Below are 20,182 nucleotides of genomic sequence, written 5' to 3' on the forward strand. Positions count from 1 at the left end.
ACGATGAAAAATAATGTATTGGCACTTTTCTTTTTAAGTTTTACTTCTTTGGTATTTGCCCAAAATAAAGAAGTTTTATTTACAATTAATGACAATCCTTATTACACAGATGAATTTGTTCGTGTGTACAAAAAGAATTTAGATTTAGTAAAAGATGATTCTCAAAAAGATTTAGATAAATATCTAGAGCTTTTTTTAGGTTACAAGCTTAAAGTTGAAAAAGCAAATAAATTAGGATTACAAAACGATACCAAATACCAAAATGAATTAAAATCCTATCGTAATCAATTAGCAAAGTCGTATTTGAATGATTCTCAAGTAACCAATGCGTTAATTGAAGAAGCTTACGAAAGAATGAAATATGAAGTAAAGGCTTCACATATTTTGGTTATGGTTGAAGAAGGTGCTTTGCCAGCAGACACATTAAAAGCATATAACAAAATGCTTGATATTATCAAACGTATAGAATCAGGAGAAGCGTTTGATGCTTTAGCAGCTAAGTTTTCAGAAGATCCGTCTGCCAAAGAAAATAAAGGTGATTTGGGTTATTTTTCTGCTTTCCGAATGGTATATCCTTTTGAAAATGCAGCATATAAAACGGCTGTTGGTAGTGTTTCAAAACCTTTCAGAACACGTTTTGGATATCATATTTTAAAAGTTGCAGACAAAAGAATGAATAGAGGCGAAGTTTATGTGGCTCATATTATGATTATGAAGCCTGCAACACCAGATGCTGAATTGCAAGAAAAAGCCAAGCAAACGATTAACGATATCTATAAAAAATTACAACAAGGGGAAAGTTTTGAATCACTAGCTGGACAATTTTCTGAAGATAAATCTACAGCTTCAAAAGGTGGTGCTTTGCAACGTTTTGGTTCGGGACAATTAACTTCGCAAGAATTTGAAGACGTTGCCTTTGGTTTAAAAGAAAAAGGGGAATTGTCTCAACCGTTTCAATCGCAATTTGGTTGGCATATTGTGAAATTGATTGATAGATTTCCATTACAACCATTAGAAGAATTAAAAGTTGATATTGAAAATAAAATCAAACGAGACGATCGTTCTTTATTAATTACCAATTCATTAGCTAAAAAGCTAAGAGCTAAATACGTAATTAAAACCGACGCTAAGTTATTGGTAAAAACTAAAAAAGCGGTAACCAATGCATTTTATGAGCAAAACTGGGTTATTCCTAGCAGTAATGAGTTTCAAGCTGCATTGGTAACTATTGAAAATAATAAAAAGTTAACGGCATTAGACTTTTTAGAATTCGTAAGTAGCCAACAAAAATCAAATGCTAAAACTAGACCTATTCAAAACTTAACCAATGAATTGTTTGAAAAATGGTTAGACGAGCAAGTGATTACGTATCACAACGACAATCTAGAAAATGAGTTTCCAGAATTTAGATTTGTTATGGATGAATATAGAGACGGTTTGTTGTTGTTTGATTTAATGGAGAAAGAAATTTGGAATAAAGCCAAAAACGATACTATTGGGTTGGAAAAATTTCGTTTAGATAACATTAAAAATTACCAATGGAAAGAAAGAATGGATGTAGATATTTTTTCTTCAACTGATGAAAAAGTGATTAAAAAAGCGCAATCGTATCTTAAAAAAGGAAAATCAATTGATTTTATTAAGCAAAAATTAAACGTAAATGATAAAATCAACGTTATAGTAAAATCAGGATTATTTGAAAACGATTATGATGTGCTTCCTGAATTTGCCATAACTAAAACGGGTGTGACTAAAATTGTAGCAAAAGGAAATTATTTCTTTGTTACTAATGTGAAAGAAATTAAGCCAGCGCAACCAAAACTTTTAAACGAAACCAAAGGGAAATTGGTAAGTGATTACCAACAATTTTTAGAGAACAATTGGGTTGATGAATTACGCAAGGAATTCAATATTAAAATTAATACGACTGTGTTTGAAAAAACAAAAAAACAACTGCAATAATTGATGCGTTATTTAGCATACATATTATTTTTTACTTTTTTTGCTTGCGATTATATTAAAAAACCGCAAGAACCAGAATCTGTTGCGCGTGTTGGAGATGACTTTTTATTTCGTTCCGATTTGCTAAATCTTGTGCCCAATGGTACTTCGAAAGAAGATAGTGTTGCTATTGTTAAATCTTTTATTGATCGCTGGGCAACACAAAAATTATTGTTTGAAGCAGCAGAATTGAATCTGAATTCGGAAAAGGTTGATGAACTGAATCAATTAATGAAGCAATACAAAGTAGATTTGTTTACTAATGCTTATTTGGAAGAGTTAATTATTAGAAAAATTGATACCGTAGTTTCTAACGATGAAATTAACCAATACTACGAAGCCAATAAGCAATTTTTCAAAAATCCAAACGAACTGGTTAAGTTGCGTTACATTAATTTAGTTAAAGAAAATCCAAAATTTGAAAAAATTAGAGCAAAATTTAATTCCTTTACACCGAAAGATAAAAAAGAATTAGCGGAAATGGCCATTCAGTTCAAAAGTTATGCTTTTAACGATTCCATTTGGGTTGATGTTAACCAAGTTTATCAAAAGTTGCCATTTATAAATGCAGATAACAAAGAGAACTACATTTCAAATGGAATGAGTTACCAATATCCAGATTCAACAACGGTTTGGTTAGTAAAAGTAAAGCAAGTCTTACCAAAGGATAATCCAACGCCATTGCAGTTTTTGAGACCAACAATTAAACAAGTTATCATCAATAAAAGAAAAGTAGAATTAATAAAAACAATAGAAAACGAGATTACAAACGATGCATTCAAAAATAACAAATATGAAATTTACAAATAAGAATACCTTTTTACTTTTAGCATTTCTAGCTGCATTTTTAACTTATGCCCAACCCAAAAAACAAAAAGTGGATGGCGTAATTGGGGTAGTGGGCGATTATGTTATTTTGGATTCGGACATTGACTTAGAGTTTATTAATTTAAAAGCACAAGGGATTGATACTAAAAACATCACACGATGTGAAATGTTTGGTAAACAATTAGAAGATAAACTATACGCGCATCACGCTATTCAAGATAGTATAGTGGTTACTGATATGGAAGTTAATGCCTTTTTAAATGAGCAAATTAATGTAGCAGTAGAGCAAATGGGTTCAATGGAAAAAGTGGTGAAATACTACAAGAAAAAAAGTGAAGAAGATTTACGTTCTCATTTCTTTGATGTTGTAAAGTTGAACAAGTTGACTACGCAAATGCAAAAACAAATAATCGATAAAGTTGAAATAACACCTGAAGAAGTTCGTAACTTTTTTAGAGAAATCCCACAAGATGAAATTCCAATTTTTGGAGCAGAAGTTGAGATTGCTCAAATCATAGTGAAACCTGTAATTAATGAAGAAGAAAAACAAAAAGTAATTACCAAGTTGAAAGAACTTCGTCAAGAAGTTTTAAATGGTTCTAGCTTCTTTTCAAAAGCCGTTTTGTTTTCTGAAGATCCAGGTTCTAGTTCTAATGGAGGTTACTATAAAATGAATAGAAAAACACCATTTGTAAAAGAATTTAAAGATGTAGCATTCAGTTTAGGTGAAGGTGAAATTTCAGAACCTTTTGAAACTGAATTTGGTTATCATATTATTTTAGTCGAGAAAATTAGAGGTCAAGAAGTAGAATTACGTCATATTTTAATGGCTCCAAAAGTGACGCCTCAAGCAATGAAAGATGCAAAAGATAAAATTGATGCTATTAGAGCTAAAATTGTTAGTGGTGAAATTTCTTTTGCCGATGCAGCTAAGTCAGATTCAGACGAAAAAGAGACCAAAAATAATGGTGGCGTTTTGCTAAATCCAAGAACTATGGAACCAAGATTTGAATTAACCAAAATGGATCCTTCTTTATATGGTCAAGTTTCAGCTTTGCAAGTTAACGATGTATCAAGACCAATTTTAGAAGATGATAGAGGAAAGAAGTTTTACAAAATTATTACTGTAAATAAGAAAACAGAAGAACATAAAGCCGAATTTTCTCAAGATTATATCAAAATCAAAGAATTAGCTTTAAGAGATAAGCAAATCAAAGAAATTGGTAAATGGTCTGAAGAAAAAATCAAAGAAACGTATATTAAAATTAACGATGAGTACAAGTCGTGTGAATTTACCAATAACTGGTTGAAAAACTAAACTAAATTTTAAATTAACCCTTTGAGTTTTCGAAGGGTTTTTTATGAATTTTTTTTCTATTTTAGTATTTTATTAAATGTAATTCAATTTCTGAATTCTAAATTCAAACTATATTATGTCAGACGTAGTAGCCATTCAAAATTTAGTGCAACGCCAACACCAACTGAAACAAGAAATTGCCAAAGTTATTGTAGGTCAAGACGAAGTGGTTAATCAAATTGTATTGAGCATTTTTTCAGGCGGACATGCCTTGTTAATTGGTGTTCCAGGTTTAGCAAAAACCTTAATGGTAAATACTATTGCGCAAGCTTTAGGACTGAATTTTAAACGTATTCAATTCACACCCGATTTAATGCCGTCAGATATTTTAGGAAGTGAGATTTTGGATGAAAACCGTCAATTTAAATTTATAAAAGGACCGATTTTTTCTAATATTATCTTAGCTGACGAAATAAATAGAACGCCACCAAAAACTCAAGCGGCTTTACTTGAAGCAATGCAAGAACGCATCGTTACAGTAGCTGGACATTCCTATCCATTGGATTTACCTTACTTTGTTTTGGCAACACAAAACCCTATTGAGCAAGAAGGAACGTATCCGTTACCAGAAGCGCAGTTGGATCGTTTTATGTTCGCAATTAAACTAGATTATCCATCGTTTGAAGAGGAAGTACAAGTTGTAAAAGCAACTACTACAGATTATAAAGCTTCTGTTAACGCGCTTTTTTCAGCGGATGAAATCATTGCTTTTCAAAACGTAATCAGAAAATTACCAGTTGCTGATAATGTTATAGAATATGCGGTTACTTTAGTTAGTAAAACAAGACCAGATAATCCATTGGCACCTGATTTTATTAAAACCTACATTGATTGGGGAGCAGGACCGCGAGCTTCGCAAAATTTAATTCTAGCTGCCAAAACACAAGCCGCATTAAATGGAAAATTTTCTCCAGATATTGAAGATGTACAAGCCGTTGCTTTCGGAATATTACGTCATAGGATTGTGAAAAATTACAAAGCCGATGCTGAAGGAATTTCAGATGAAACTATTATCAAAAAGTTGTTTTAAAATTGTTGCATGTTTGGACTAGCGATTGATTTAAATAAACGAATGCATGGTTTAGATATTGCTAGAGCTATTGCAATTTCATTAGTCGTATTTGCTCATTCCCTTTGGATTAGTGATTTTTTTCCACCAGTAGTGAGTTGGTTAATGCAATTGAGTGGTACTATCGGAGTTGAAATTTTCTTTGTAATTAGTGGATTTCTAATTGGTAAAATTGTACTTCGAATGCTTGAGAAAGAAGATTTTTCTTTTTCAGTAATAATGGATTTTTTAAAACGACGATGGTTTAGAACTTTACCTAATTACTATTTAATTCTCTTTGTTAATGTATTGCTTTGGTATTTGATTTATAAGGAAATACCAGAAAAACTATATCTTTATTTTGTTTATTTACAAAATCTAACCCAAACATCTCCTGATTTTTACAGAGTTTCATGGAGTTTGGCGGTTGAGCAATTTTGTTATATAATTGGACCTTTTACCTTGTTGTTTTTAGTTAAGTTATTTCCCAAAGCAAATCGAAGATATTTGTTTTTAGGAATGAGTTTGTTTATGATAGCTTTGTTTTTTGGGACTAGAATTTATTTTAATGCTACCTATGAATTGACTTCTATAGTAGATTGGAACCAATCCTTGCGAAAAGTTACTATTTACAGATTAGACGCCATTTACTATGGATTTGTACTTTATTATTTGTATTCTAGAAATTGTATAGCTGAAAAAATGAATTCCATTTTGTTTGTTTGTGGAGTTTTGGGAATTTTTATACTTCATATTTTAATTTTTGCTTTAGGAATTCAAGCAGAAAATCACCCTTTTTTCTTTAATGTACTTTATTTACCATTGAATTCTATTTCAATTTGCTTGACGATTCCTTTTTTGGTGGGCATCAAATTAAGAGAAAGTCTTTTTTTAAAATGGGTAACGCTTTTGAGTATTATCTCTTACAGTATCTATTTGTTGCATTACACAGTAATTCTTCACGCCATGAAAGTCTTGTTTCCGTCTGAAAGTCTTCGTGGATTTTCTCTTTTTGGATATACTTTTGTTTATTGGGCATTAGTAGTTGTCTTATCTTATTTTTTCTATCGTTTTTTTGAAAAACCAATGACTAATCTTAGAGATAAGAAAACTTTTAATTGATAGAAATTAAGGTTTTTTTGAACCGTTTTAAGAAATTAATAAAAAAAGACTTTATATTTAAGAATTCGTTAATAAATGATTCTTTTTATTGGTTTTGTTGAATTATATTTATCAAAATAGAATCTTTATAAATAATATTTCTTCTATTTAGCCTTTTTATTAAAAATTTTTAAATCTGATTAAGATTTATTAATTTTGTGCCACAAAAAAATACAACAATCACTAAAACAACCTATTTATAGTATGACACTAGATGTTGAAATGAATCTTTATAAAGAGTATATTAAAGAAATTGAAGAAAGAAAAGGTCAAGGATTACATCCAAAACCGATTGATAGTGCTGATTTGTTAAACGAAATCATTGCTCAAATTAAAGACACAAACAACGCTAATAGAGCTGATTGTTTGAAGTTTTTTATATACAATACTTTACCAGGAACAACTCCTGCAGCTGGTGCCAAAGCAAAATTCTTAAAAGAAATTATTTTAGGTCAAGAAGCAGTTGCTGAGATTACACCAACTTTTGCTTTTGAGTTATTATCTCACATGAAAGGAGGACCTTCAATTGTAGTTTTATTAGATTTAGCTTTAGGAAATGACGTTGCAATTGCTACTCAAGCTGCTGAAGTTTTAAAAACACAAGTATATCTTTACGATGCCGATATGGCTCGTATCAAAGAGGCTTATGAAAATGGAAATGCGGTTGCAAAAGATATTTTAGAGAGTTATGCGAAAGCCGAATTCTTTACTAAACTTCCTGAAATTGCTGAAGAAATTAAAGTAGTAACCTTTATTGCCGGAGAAGGTGATATTTCAACCGATTTATTATCTCCAGGGAATCAAGCGCACTCGCGTTCTGACCGTGAATTACACGGAAAATGTATGATTACGCCTCAAGCGCAAGAGGAAATTAAAGCCTTACAAGCACAACATCCAGATAAATCGGTAATGTTAATTGCTGAAAAAGGTACGATGGGAGTGGGTTCTTCTCGTATGTCGGGTGTAAATAACGTAGCGCTTTGGACAGGAAAACAAGCAAGTCCTTATGTGCCATTCGTAAACTTTGCTCCTATCGTAGGAGGAACTAACGGAATTTCTCCAATTTTCTTAACTACTGTTGACGTTACGGGCGGTATCGGAATCGATTTGAAAAACTGGGTTAAGAAAACAGATGCAAACGGAGAGCTAGTTCGTGATGAAAATGGAGAACCCATTTTAGAACAAGTATATTCTGTTGCAACTGGAACGGTTTTAACAATCAATACAAAAACAAAAAAATTATACAACGGTGATAAAGAATTGATTGATATTTCAAGATCTTTCACACCACAAAAAATGGAGTTTATCAAAGCTGGTGGTTCTTACGCAATTGTTTTTGGTAAAAAAATCCAAACTTTTGCTGCTAAAACATTAGGAATTGAAGCGCCTTTAGTTTACGCACCTTCAAAAGAAGTTTCAGTTGAAGGACAAGGACTTACGGCAGTTGAAAAAATCTTCAATAGAAATGCAGTTGGAACCCTTTCTAAAAAAGCATTACACGCAGGTTCTGATGTTCGTGTTACGGTAAATATCGTAGGTTCGCAAGATACTACGGGTTTAATGACGGCTCAAGAATTAGAATCGATGGCAGCGACTGTGATTTCTCCAATTGTTGACGGAGCATATCAATCAGGTTGTCATACTGCTTCGGTTTGGGATAAAAAAGCACAAGCTAATATTCCAAAATTAATGCAATTTATGAACGATTTCGGTTTAATCACCGCTCGTGATCCAAAAGGCGTTTATCATGCGATGACCGACGTAATTCATAAAGTATTAAATGATATTACTGTAGATGAATGGGCTATCATTATTGGTGGTGATTCACATACAAGAATGTCAAAAGGTGTGGCGTTCGGTGCAGATTCAGGAACGGTTGCTCTTGCTTTAGCAACAGGTGAAGCTTCAATGCCAATTCCAGAATCAGTAAAAGTAACTTTCAAAGGACAAATGGCAAGTTATATGGATTTCCGTGATGTGGTTCATGCAACACAAGCACAAATGCTACATAAATTTGGTGGAGAAAATGTTTTCCAAGGAAGAATTATCGAAGTACATTTGGGAACATTAACTGCTGACCAAGCGTTCACATTTACAGATTGGACTGCCGAAATGAAAGCTAAAGCTTCAATTTGTATTTCAGAAGATGAAACGTTAATCGAATCATTAGAGATTGCTAAATCAAGAATCCAAATTATGATTGATAAAGGCATGGACAATAAAAACCGTGTGCTTCAAGGATTAATTGATAAAGCAAACCAACGTATTGCAGAAATCAGATCAGGTGAAAAGCCAGCTTTACGTCCAGATGCTAATGCAAAATACTACGCAGAAGTAGAAGTAGATTTGGATGTGATTAACGAACCAATGATTGCTGACCCAGATGTAAATAATAAAGACGTTTCTAAACGTTATACTCACGATACAATTCGTCCACTTTCTTTCTACGGAGGTGATAAAAAAGTAGATTTAGGTTTCATCGGTTCTTGTATGGTTCACAAAGGCGATATGAAAATCTTAGCGCAAATGCTTAAAAATATCGAGAGACAACAAGGTAAAGTGGAATTCAAAGCTCCATTAGTAGTTGCTCCTCCAACATACAATATTGTTGACGAATTAAAAGCTGAAGGTGATTGGGAAGTATTACAAAAATATTCAGGTTTCGAATTTGATGATAATGCACCAAAAGCTGCGGCTCGTACTGAATATGAAAACATGTTGTATTTAGAGCGTCCAGGTTGTAATCTTTGTATGGGGAACCAAGAAAAAGCGTCTAAAGGAGATACGGTTATGGCAACATCAACACGTTTATTCCAAGGTCGTGTAGTAGAAGATTCTGCAGAGAAAAAAGGAGAGTCTTTGTTGTCATCTACTCCTGTGGTAGTTTTATCTACTGTTTTAGGAAGAACACCTTCTATTGAAGAATACAAACAAGCTGTAGAAGGAATTAACCTAACTAAGTTTGCTCCATCACACAAATTATTAGTAGGATAATTGGTTTACTATAATGTTATTAAAGTCTAAGTTTCACGCTTAGACTTTTTTTTATGCTCTTTTTTTCGTAACTTGTGTGTTTAATAACTAAACAAACAAATAAATATATGGCTTTTGATATTGAAATGATTGAAAAGGTGTACGCAAACATGGCTGCAAGAGTTGATATAGCTCGCGAGTTAGTTGGTCGTCCACTTACTTTGTCTGAGAAAATTTTGTATTCGCATTTATGGGAAGGAACTCCTTCTCAAGCATTCACTAGAGGAAAAGATTATGTTGACTTTGCTCCAGATCGAGTAGCATGTCAAGATGCAACTGCGCAAATGGCTTTACTACAATTTATGCACGCTGGAAAGAAGACAGTAGCTGTCCCAACAACTGTTCACTGTGATCACTTGATTTTAGCAAAAAATGGCGCTAAGCAAGATTTAGAGCTAGCCAATAAACAATCTAAAGAAGTTTTTGATTTTTTATCATCAGTATCTAATAAATACGGTATTGGGTTTTGGAAACCGGGTTCAGGAATTATTCACCAAATTGTTTTAGAAAATTACGCTTTTCCAGGCGGTTTGATGATTGGAACCGATTCACATACGGTTAACGCTGGTGGTCTAGGAATGTTAGCCATTGGTGTTGGTGGTGCTGATGCAGTAGATGTAATGTCGGGCATGTCTTGGGAATTGAAATTTCCAAAATTAATCGGAGTAAAACTAACAGGAAAATTATCAGGTTGGACTGCTCCAAAAGATGTTATCTTAAAAGTAGCCGATATCTTAACCGTAAAAGGTGGAACAGGTGCTATAGTAGAATATTTTGGAGAAGGTGCTGAAGCAATGTCTTGTACAGGTAAAGGAACCATTTGTAACATGGGAGCTGAAATTGGCGCAACCACTTCAACTTTTGGTTATGATGATTCTATGAGAAGATATTTAGCAGCAACCGGTCGTCAAGATGTGGTTAATGCAGCTGATAAAGTAGCTTCTTATTTAACGGCTGATGCCGATGTTTATGCAAATCCAGCAAATTATTTCGATCAACTAATTGAAATCAATTTATCAGAATTAGAACCACATATCAACGGGCCATTTACTCCAGATAGAGGAACGCCAGTTTCAAAAATGAAAGAGGAAGCTGCAGCTAACGGATGGCCATTAAAAGTAGAATGGGGATTAATCGGTTCTTGTACCAATTCTTCTTACGAAGATATGTCGCGTGCGGCTTCGATTGTTAGACAAGCAGTGGCTCACGGAATTACACCAAAAGCAGAATTTGGAATCAATCCAGGTTCAGAGCAAATTCGTTTCACTATTGAAAGAGACGGTATTATTGCTGATTTCGAGAAAATGGGAACCAAAGTATTTACCAATGCTTGCGGCCCTTGTATTGGCCAATGGGATAGAGAAGGAGCTGATAAACAAGAAAAAAATACAATCGTTCACTCGTTTAATAGAAATTTTTCTAAACGTGCTGATGGTAATCCCAATACACATGCTTTTGTAACGTCTCCAGAAATGGTAGCGGCTTTAGCAATTTCGGGTCGTTTGGATTTTAACCCAATTACAGATACTTTAATTAATGATAAAGGAGAAGCAGTTAGATTAAATGCGCCTTTTGGTGACGAATTACCTACCAAAGGTTTTGATGTAGAAGATCCAGGTTTCCAAGCGCCGGCTGAAGACGGTTCGTCTGTTCAAGTGGTAGTTTCACCAACATCTGATCGTTTGCAGTTATTAGAGCCATTTTTACCTTGGGACGGAAAAAATATTACAGGAGCTAAATTGTTAATCAAAGCTTTTGGAAAATGTACCACCGACCATATTTCAATGGCTGGTCCTTGGTTGCGTTTCCGTGGCCATTTGGATAATATTTCCAATAATATGTTGATTGGTGCCGATAATGCTTTTAACAGAAAAACAAATTCAGTTAAAAATCAATTAACAGGTGCTTATGATGAAGTCCCGAAAGTACAAAGAGCATACAAAGCAGCTGGTGTCCCTTCAATTGTTGTGGGTGACCATAATTACGGTGAAGGTTCTTCTCGCGAGCATGCAGCTATGGAACCTCGTTTCTTAGGGGTGAAAGCAGTTTTAGTGAAATCTTTTGCACGTATTCACGAAACGAATTTGAAAAAACAAGGAATGTTAGCCTTAACTTTTGCTAACGAAGCGGATTACGATAAAATTCAAGAAGATGATACCATTAACTTCTTAGATTTAACCGAATTTGCTCCAGGAAAACCACTAACATTAGAGTTTGTGCATGCTGATGGTTCAAAAGACATTATCATGGCAAATCATACGTATAATGATAGTCAAATTGGTTGGTTTGTAGCTGGTTCAGCTTTAAACTTAATTGCAGCTGGTAAAGCTTAATAGCAATAACTAAATAGTAAAAATGCGTTTGTGATAAGCAAACGCATTTTTTTTGAAAATAACTTAACGATATATTTCCAATTGGTTTTAGAAATTACATATTCAAAATTCAGCTTTTCAGTTTCACCATGATAGGCAACATTAATTTCTCTAACTTTTATTGCTCCTAATCGCTCCATTGCAATTTGCGAACGTATATTTTCTGTACCAACGTGAAAATATACATGATCAATAAATTGAAAAGCATAATCTAACATCATTTTCTTTATCATTGGATTGTACTTTGAGCCCCAATAGTTTCTCCCGTAGAAAGTATAGCCAATTAGAACACTTTTTTCGTCAGGATTCCAATCGTAAAAACGCGTACTTCCAATGATTGCATTGGTTTCTTTATCCACAATAATAAAAGCTCCTTTAGAAAGTAAAGCACCATTAAAAAAGTTTTGAAAAACAGCTTTTTGGTAGCGGTTTTTATTGGGATGTTGTTCCCAAATCAAAGGATCAGACGCCACATCATACAGCGCTTCAAAATCGGAAGCTTGCAAAGGAATAAGTTGGATGGTATCGTTTTCTAAAAAAGGTTGTAAGTTCATGATTGGCTTTTTGTAAAAATACAAAATCCGTCTCAATTGCTCAAGACGGATTTGTTAAATGCTATTTTTATGACTACTAGTAGTACATATATCTTCTTACTTTTGCAATGTATTTTGCCAAACGAATTACTTGGTGGCTATAACCATATTCGTTATCATACCAAACATACATAACCACGTTTTTACCATCGGCAGAAACGATTGTTGCATTGCTGTCAAAAATTGCTGGAGCTGATGTTCCAACAATATCTGAAGAAACCAATTCGTTGTTTAAAGAATATTTGATTTGCTCTACTAAATTACCTTCCAATGCATATTTTTTCATGATTGCATTCAATTCTTCTCTAGTGGTAGTTTTGTTAACTTCTAAATTCAAAACCACTAATGAACCATTTGGAACTGGAACACGAATTGCGTTAGAAGTTAATTTTCCAGCTAAACTTGGTAAGGCTTTAGCAACGGCACTTCCCGCACCAGTTTCGGTGATTACCATATTCAAAGCAGCTGCTCTACCACGACGGTATTTTTTGTGCATGTTATCTACCAAGTTTTGGTCGTTGGTATATGCATGTATTGTTTCTAAATGTCCTTTAACAACACCTAAAGTTTCTTCCATTGCCGCTAAAACGGGTGTAATAGCATTGGTCGTACATGAAGCTGCCGAGAAAATATTTACATTATCTGGGTTGTAATCGCCGTGATTAACTCCGTAAACGATATTTGGAACTCCTTTCCCAGGTGCTGTTAATAATACTTTCGAAGCTCCTTTTGATGTTAGGTGGCGACTTAAAGCTTCTTCTGTTGTAAATGCTCCTGTGTTATCAATTACCAAAGCATCTTCAATACCATATTGCGTGTAATCGATTTCTTCTGGACCATTTGCTGTAACAATGTAAACTGTTGTTCCGTTGATAATTAAAGCATTATTTTCTGGATCTGCATGAACCGAACCTTCAAAATCACCATGAACCGAATCATAACGCAATAGAGACGCTCTTTTTTCTAATAAAACCGCATCACTTTTATCTCTAGTTACAATCGCTCTTAAACGTAATTGTTGACCTTTACCAATTTTACTCATCATTTCACGAGCCAATAAACGACCAATTCTACCAAAACCATAAAGCACTACATCTTTTGGTTTGATTTCCGAATATTCTTTTGCATGCTTTAATTTGTCGATTACAAAAGCAGTAGCATCATTGTATTTATCGTCTTCTAAATGGAATTCATAAGTTAATTTTCCAATATCAATTCTTGCTGGCGGCAAATCCAAACTCTGAATAGCTTGTGCAATTTCTACCGAATCGAATACATTGATTGGTTTTTGAACAAATTCACCAGCATATTCATGTAAATTGATGATATCACTCACACTTCTGTCGATTAATTGATTTCTAAAAAGGATCAATTCGATAGATTTGTCGTACCATAAATCACTGATGATTTTAATAAATTCCACGCAAGCTTTCCTTCTATCTGCTTGAAAAGCAAGTTCTTTCTCGTATAAAACAGTGTTACTCATGAAGTAGTTTGTATAAAGTGTTGTTTGAAGGTGCAAAAGTAAAGATTTATAATGTTTTAGGGAAATTTTTTGCATAAAAAAACCAGTCGCATCGGACTGGTTTTTGTGGTTTTAACGTTTTTACATGATAATACTGTAGCGTTGTCCATTTTGTGTAATAATTTGATAACGCGCTTTCGTATTTTCTTTTCTTGACAAATAATTGGAAATCGTTTCAACATCTTTAGCCTTTACACCATCTACGCTAAGAATAATAGCTCCTTCCAAAGATTCTGCATATTCAATATAATCCGGATTATTCAATTTTTTGATTTTAATTCCTTCTTTTAAATTGAATCGCTTTTTATCGTCGGTATCAATGTCTTCAAATTCAATTCCGTTGAATTCGTAATTCAAAAATTCTTTTTTGGTTAGTTGTACCGAAATGTTTTTGGTTTTTCCTTTTCTTAAAATGGTAACTTCAACAAAATCGTTTGGTCTTTTAGTATTCAAATGCATCGTTAAGTCTGAAAAACTAGAAACTTTCTTGTTGTCAACGGCAATAATTACATCACCTTTTTCAATTCCTGCTTTTTCTGCTCCCGAATTTTTAGTCACATTACCCACATAAAATCCTTGGGTTTCATTGATGCCAATTTCTTTCGAGAAAGCACTGTTCAATTCGCGACCTTCAACACCCAAAACGCCGCGTTGTACGTTTCCAAATTCCATTAAATCTTCAATAATTTTTCGAGTCACATTGGAAGGGACAGCAAAAGAATAACCAGCATAACTTCCTGTTGGAGAAGAAATCATCGTGTTAATTCCAATTAATTCGCCACGAGTGTTGACCAATGCGCCACCACTATTTCCGGGATTCACAGCAGCATCCGTTTGAATAAAAGATTGTAAGCCTTGATTGCTTAAATCTCTGGCCTTGGCAGAAACAATTCCTGCAGTAACGGTTGAGTTTAAATTGTATGGATTACCAACGGCTAAAACCCATTCCCCAACTTTGATGTTATCTGAGTCTCCAAAAATAATATAAGGTAATTTTTCATCAGCATCTACTTTCAATAAGGCAATGTCCATTTTGGAATCTGTACCAATGAGTTTTGCTTTGTATGATTTGTTGTTGTTCATCGTTATTTCTAACTCTGTTGCATTTTGAATCACATGATTATTAGTTACAATATAACCATCTTCCGAAATGATTACTCCCGAACCTGTTCCAATTTGCGTTTGCTCTTGATTGCCTCGGTAACCATAAAAATATTCCAATATTGGATTCGATGGCATTCGAGAAACTGTTACGTTTTTAACGTGAACTACCGTGTGAACCGTGTTTTCAGCTGCCGATGTAAAATCGATTGCTTCCGCTCCAAGATTCACATTTCTTGAATAATTAGGAGCAACCGTGGTGATGCCATTGGTAGTTTTTGGCTCAAAAAATAACTTATAGGCTCCTAAAGTAATTCCGCCACTTAAAAGCGAAATAAAAAATAAACTTCCTAACTTCTTCATATTTTTTCGTTTTTACTAATGATAAAATTACACACTAAAATTTAACAAAAAATCACTTTAACGCTCGATTAACAATGTTTAACATCTTATTAATATTCGTACTTTTGTGCTAGAATTTGCAATTATGAAACTTACCTTTTACAAATACCAAGGCACTGGAAACGATTTTGTTATGATTGATAACCGACAAAATATTTTCCCCAAAAATAATACCAAACTCATCGCGCAGTTGTGCGACAGAAAATTTGGCATTGGTGCTGACGGTTTAATTTTATTAGAAAACCATCCACAATACGATTTTAAAATGGTATATTACAATTCCGATGGTAATGAAAGTTCGATGTGTGGCAATGGCGGTCGTTGTTTGGTAGCTTTCGCAAAGCAATTGGATGTAATTTCAGAAAAAGCCAAATTTGAAGCCGTTGACGGTTATCATTTCGCAACCATTGATTCTAAAAATATAGTTTCATTGCAAATGATTACAGTTGATAAAATTCAAGTGAATCCTGAGTATTCGTTTTTGAATACGGGTTCTCCGCATCATGTAGCATTGGTAGAAAACCTAAAAACATTTGATGTAAAAACCGAGGGAGCCAAAATCCGTTATTCCGATTTATACGGAAAAGCGGGAAGTAACGTGAATTTTGTAAACCAATTAACCACTGACAAATTTGCAGTTCGCACTTATGAAAGAGGCGTTGAAGATGAAACCTTGTCTTGTGGAACTGGAGCAACAGCAGTAGCTATAGCGATGCATAAAACCAATAAAACAGCAGCAAAAACTATCCAAATTCAAGTAGAAGGCGGCGAGTTAGCAGTAAGTTTTGATGAAGAAAACGGTGTGTATTCCAATGTGTTTTTGATTGGACCAGCTACTTTTGTGTTTGAAGGAACAATTGATGTTTAGGATTTTCGGATGTTCTGATTTCGGATGTTTGATTTTTTTGCCACGAAGACGCAAAGTCGCAAAGATTTTTTTAATTTTTTAATTTCTTAAATCTGTGTTCCAAAAAATGAGATTTTATATTAAGTTGTTGGAATTTGGAATTTAAGATATTGGAATTTATAAATTTGATTTTTTTGCCACGAAGACGCAAAGGCGCAAAGATTTTTTTAATTTTTTAATTTCTTAAATCTGTGTTCCAAAAAATAAGATTTTATATTAAGTTGTTGGAATTTGGAATTTAAGATATTGGAATTTATAAATTTGATTTTTTTGGAACACAGATTTGTGAAATTTCAGAAATAGTTAAAATCTTATATGAACTTTTAACAGCAATCAAATGTTTCTTAAAAAAAAACTTTTATGCCTTATATGGTTTAATATTTTGAACTTGAACTTGATTTTTTTGCTCGCAAAGACGCAATCCGAAAATTTTAATCAACTTTTTGGGACTTTGTGTTAAACTTTGTGATACTTTGTGAAACAATACTTGAACTTGAAAATGAAAACACTAACAGGAAATACCATCTACTTAAGAGCACTCGAACCCGAAGATTTGGAGTTTATCTACAACATAGAAAACGACGAATCTATTTGGGAAATCAGTCATACCCAAACACCATATAATCGGTTTTTAATTAAGCAGTATTTAGAAAATGCGCATCAAGATATTTACGAGGCCAAGCAATTACGCTTGGTAATTTGTGAAAAAGAAACGCAAAGTACTTTAGGATTGATTGATTTGTTTGATTTTGATCCTAAAAATCTTCGTGCTGGCATTGGAATTTTACTTCAAAATCCCGAAAGTCGTCAAAAAGGTTTTGGTTCTGAGGCTTTGGATCTTGTAATTGCTTATGCCTTCACACATTTGCAGTTGCACCAACTCTTCGCAAATATTAGCACAGAAAATGAAGTTAGTTTGGCACTTTTTGCTAAATTTGGCTTCGAAACTATTGGAATTAAAAAACAATGGAATAAAGTTGGAAATTCCTATAAAGACGAGTTGCTAGTGCAATTAATTAACCCAAATTCTTAAATTTTGAACGCAAAAAAAATCTTCACTTTAGTAGCGGTTTCAGGCGTATTTGTTGCCTTGGCTATTTCCGCTTATTTGTATTACATGGCATTTACTGCCAATACCAGCTTCAGTCAAAATGAAGTCTATGTGTATATTCCAACGGATGCTACTTACGAAATGGTTTTAGAAGAAGTAAAACCGTTTGTGACTGATATTGATAAGTTTGATTTTGTAGCTCAAAAAAGAAATTACACCCCAAAACCAGGAAAATATTTGCTAAAAAAAGGAAGCAATTCGTTTGCTTTAGTTCGTGCTATGTATGCCAATATTCCTGTGAAAGTGGCTTTCAATAATCAAGAAACCATTAATGATTTAGCTGTTCGTCTTTCCGCTCAATTAGAACCAAGTGTTGCAAGTTTTGAAACTGCTTTTACTGATTCTACGTTTTTAGCAAACAATAATTTGAACAAAGAAGCCGCTTTAGCGCTTTTTATTCCTAATACGTATGAGTTTTATTGGAATACATCTGCTCAAAAAGTAGCGGATAAATTAGCGAAAGAATACCAAAAATTCTGGAATCACGAACGTTTAGCTAAAGCCGAAGCCAAAGGTTTAACGCCAGTTCAAGTAGCAATTTTAGCTGCTATCGTTCATAAAGAAACCGCAAAAGTCAGCGAAAGACCAACAGTGGCTGGTGTTTATTTGAACCGTTTAGCTACCGGAATGCCGTTACAAGCAGATCCAACAGTGATTTTTGCCATCAAAAAAGAATCAGGAAATTTCGACCAAATTATCAAACGTGTTTTTTATAACGACTTGAAAATCAATTCGCCATACAATACGTATTTGAATACAGGTTTGCCACCAGGATTAATCGCAATGCCTGATATTTCTGCTATTGATGCCGTTTTAAATGCGCCAAAACACGATTATTTGTATTTCTGCGCTAGTCCAGAACGCCCGGGTTATCACGAATTTGCAGCAAATTATGCCCAACACCAAATCAACGCTAAAAAATACAGCGAATGGGTAAATAAATTAGGAATTGAACGCTAATTTTTTGAAACGAATCGTCAGTGTGTGTCAGCAATCCCTATTCCTGCTGTCCGTTACAATTTTTTGTAAAATGGTAACATTTCACAAAAAGATTTCCACTACCATCAGGGTTATGGGGCTGACTATTGGATTATTGGGAAGCTTTTGGGCTAATGCACAATCCGATAGTCTTTCTACTTCTTTTTTCAAACCGTCAGATACACTCAATAAACCACGTAGAAATGCAGTGTATATTGGAGAATCAGTAGTTTTGGGAGCTACATTAGTGGGTTTGCATCAAATTTGGTACAAAGATTATCCCCAATCCAATTTCCATGTCATCAACGACAACAACCAATGGAAACAAATGGATAAAATGGGACATTTTTATTCCACGTATCATTTAGGAAGAGCAGGAGCGGAGTTGTTGCAATGGAGCGGTGCCAGTCAAAAAGAGCGATTAGTTTATGGTGCTGGAATAGGATTCACATTTCTAACTGCCGTAGAAGTCTTCGATGGATTTTCACAAGAATGGGGTTTCTCTTGGGGCGACATGCTAGCTAACGCATCAGGAACCGGATTATATATTGGACAAGAATTACTTTGGAACGAACAACGCATTATTCCAAAATTCTCTTTTAACCAAACGAAATTTGCAGCACAACGCCCAGAAACATTGGGAAGTTCGTTTCAAGAACAAATTCTAAAAGACTACAACGGACAAACGTATTGGTTGTCGTTTAATTTGCATGCATTCACTAAAAGTGATTTTTTTCCTAAGTGGTTAAATCTAGCCATTGGTCACAGCGCTAATGGAATGCTTTACGGAAATACCACCGAAGCCAATTTGAATGGCTACAAGCAAAAAGCCTATCGTCAATTCTTGTTGAGTTTGGATGTTGATTTGACGAAAATTGAAACCAACTCCCATTTTTTGAAGACACTTTTTAGTGTTTTTAACACCATTAAGGTACCTGCTCCAGCACTTCAACTCGATGAGTTTAACGGACTTAGAGGGCACTTTATCTACTTTTAGAAAAAATTAACACACTGTAAATCAATACTATAATATTTTTCGTATCTTTGCCTCGCTAATTTCAGATGGGTGACAGACGCTGAGAAAACAAAAAATATGATAAAAAAAAGTTCTTATTTTTTAGGAATTGGAATTCTTGTTTTAGTAGTTTCATCGGGTTTTAACTCGTTTAAAATTGAAAAATTAGAAGGATTTCATTTGGAAGATGGAGAGACAATCGTTTACCATGTTCCTTCCGAAGAAGAAGAAGTTGAGGAAACAGTTGAAAATACAATTGCTGTTCCTTACGTAGGTAAGACATATGCAGGTTTTAAACAAGCAATGGCTTATAGAGAATCAAGAGGAATTTTACATTTAGTAAATCCTTATGGTTACATGGGAAAATACCAATTTGGAAGAAGTACATTACGAACCATTGGTATTTATGATTTTCAGGAGTTCTTAAGAAATGCCGAGTGGCAAGATAAAGCGTTCAGAGCTTTATTAGAAAAAAACAAATGGGAGCTTCGTAAAGAAATCGAAAAGTATTCTGGTAAAGTAATCAATGGTGTTCAAATTACAGAATCAGGATTATTAGCAGCAGCGCATTTAGCGGGAGCTGGTTCAGTTAAAAAGTACTTAAGAAGTAATGGTTCTAACGGATTTAAAGACGGTTTTGGAACTAGTTTAAGAAGTTACATTAAATTATTTAAAGGCTATGACGTTTCGCACATAGAAGCGGATGCCAATGCAAAAGTGCTTTTAGACTAAAAATTACACGAGTTGTAA

The 20,182-nt window shown here is 33.9% G+C and carries 15 protein-coding genes; 12 read left to right on the plus strand and 3 right to left on the minus strand.

Annotated features, from left to right (window positions below; all coding sequences use genetic code 11):
* The first annotated feature begins 3 nt into the window (after positions 1-3).
* From DPN68_RS03410 to DPN68_RS03440, 7 genes are all read left to right on the plus strand, one after another.
* Positions 4-1,962, plus strand: coding sequence for a peptidylprolyl isomerase (locus DPN68_RS03410; protein ID WP_113988190.1), 1,959 nt, complete (start codon positions 4-6; stop codon positions 1,960-1,962).
* A 3-nt stretch (positions 1,963-1,965) separates the two neighbouring features.
* Complete coding sequence (locus DPN68_RS03415; RefSeq protein WP_113988191.1) at positions 1,966-2,811, plus strand: hypothetical protein; 846 nt, start codon at positions 1,966-1,968, stop codon at positions 2,809-2,811.
* Positions 2,795-4,147 carry a peptidylprolyl isomerase gene (locus tag DPN68_RS03420; protein ID WP_113988346.1) on the plus strand — a complete coding sequence of 451 codons (1,353 nt, stop codon included), beginning with the start codon at positions 2,795-2,797 and terminating at the stop codon, positions 4,145-4,147. The genes DPN68_RS03415 and DPN68_RS03420 overlap by 17 nt, the downstream gene beginning before the upstream one ends.
* Before the next feature lie 115 nt (positions 4,148-4,262).
* A complete protein-coding gene (locus DPN68_RS03425; protein ID WP_113988192.1) occupies positions 4,263-5,216 on the plus strand; it encodes an AAA family ATPase in 954 nt (317 codons plus the stop codon).
* Positions 5,217-5,225: 9 nt separating this feature from the next.
* Positions 5,226-6,356, plus strand: coding sequence for an acyltransferase family protein (locus DPN68_RS03430; protein ID WP_113988193.1), 1,131 nt, complete (start codon positions 5,226-5,228; stop codon positions 6,354-6,356).
* Between the two features lie 261 nt (positions 6,357-6,617).
* Positions 6,618-9,389 carry a bifunctional aconitate hydratase 2/2-methylisocitrate dehydratase gene (locus DPN68_RS03435; RefSeq protein ID WP_113988347.1) on the plus strand — a complete coding sequence of 924 codons (2,772 nt, stop codon included), beginning with the start codon at positions 6,618-6,620 and terminating at the stop codon, positions 9,387-9,389.
* 107 nt (positions 9,390-9,496) lie between these two features.
* Positions 9,497-11,761, plus strand: coding sequence for an aconitate hydratase (locus tag DPN68_RS03440; protein WP_113988194.1), 2,265 nt, complete (start codon positions 9,497-9,499; stop codon positions 11,759-11,761).
* Here DPN68_RS03440 and DPN68_RS03445 read toward each other — a convergent pair.
* The 3 genes from DPN68_RS03445 to DPN68_RS03455 form a co-directional block, all read right to left on the minus strand.
* Complete coding sequence (locus tag DPN68_RS03445; RefSeq protein ID WP_113988195.1) at positions 11,758-12,354, minus strand: GNAT family N-acetyltransferase; 597 nt, start codon at positions 12,352-12,354, stop codon at positions 11,758-11,760. The genes DPN68_RS03440 and DPN68_RS03445 overlap by 4 nt on opposite strands.
* Before the next feature lie 76 nt (positions 12,355-12,430).
* Positions 12,431-13,879: a glyceraldehyde-3-phosphate dehydrogenase gene (locus DPN68_RS03450; protein ID WP_113988196.1), complete on the minus strand. Its 1,449-nt coding sequence runs from the start codon at positions 13,877-13,879 to the stop codon at positions 12,431-12,433.
* A gap of 120 nt (positions 13,880-13,999) precedes the next feature.
* Positions 14,000-15,382, minus strand: a complete 1,383-nt coding sequence (locus DPN68_RS03455) for a S1C family serine protease (RefSeq protein ID WP_113988197.1) — start codon at positions 15,380-15,382, stop codon at positions 14,000-14,002.
* A gap of 124 nt (positions 15,383-15,506) precedes the next feature.
* On the opposite strand from DPN68_RS03455, the gene dapF reads away from it, so the two are divergent.
* From dapF to DPN68_RS03480, 5 genes are all read left to right on the plus strand, one after another.
* Positions 15,507-16,289 carry a diaminopimelate epimerase gene (gene dapF, locus DPN68_RS03460; RefSeq protein WP_113988198.1) on the plus strand — a complete coding sequence of 261 codons (783 nt, stop codon included), beginning with the start codon at positions 15,507-15,509 and terminating at the stop codon, positions 16,287-16,289.
* A gap of 538 nt (positions 16,290-16,827) precedes the next feature.
* Complete coding sequence (locus DPN68_RS03465) at positions 16,828-17,361, plus strand: GNAT family N-acetyltransferase (protein WP_113988199.1); 534 nt, start codon at positions 16,828-16,830, stop codon at positions 17,359-17,361.
* 3 nt (positions 17,362-17,364) lie between these two features.
* Positions 17,365-18,399, plus strand: coding sequence for an endolytic transglycosylase MltG (mltG, locus tag DPN68_RS03470; RefSeq protein WP_113988200.1), 1,035 nt, complete (start codon positions 17,365-17,367; stop codon positions 18,397-18,399).
* A 70-nt stretch (positions 18,400-18,469) separates the two neighbouring features.
* Positions 18,470-19,414 (plus strand): DUF2279 domain-containing protein, encoded by a 945-nt coding sequence (locus DPN68_RS03475; RefSeq protein WP_239987002.1) that lies wholly within the window; start codon positions 18,470-18,472, stop codon positions 19,412-19,414.
* 96 nt (positions 19,415-19,510) lie between these two features.
* Positions 19,511-20,164, plus strand: a complete 654-nt coding sequence (locus DPN68_RS03480; RefSeq protein ID WP_113988349.1) for a peptidoglycan-binding protein LysM — start codon at positions 19,511-19,513, stop codon at positions 20,162-20,164.
* Positions 20,165-20,182: the final 18 nt, after the last annotated feature.

Source organism: Flavobacterium tibetense (assembly GCF_003293845.1).
GTDB lineage: Bacteria > Bacteroidota > Bacteroidia > Flavobacteriales > Flavobacteriaceae > Flavobacterium > Flavobacterium tibetense.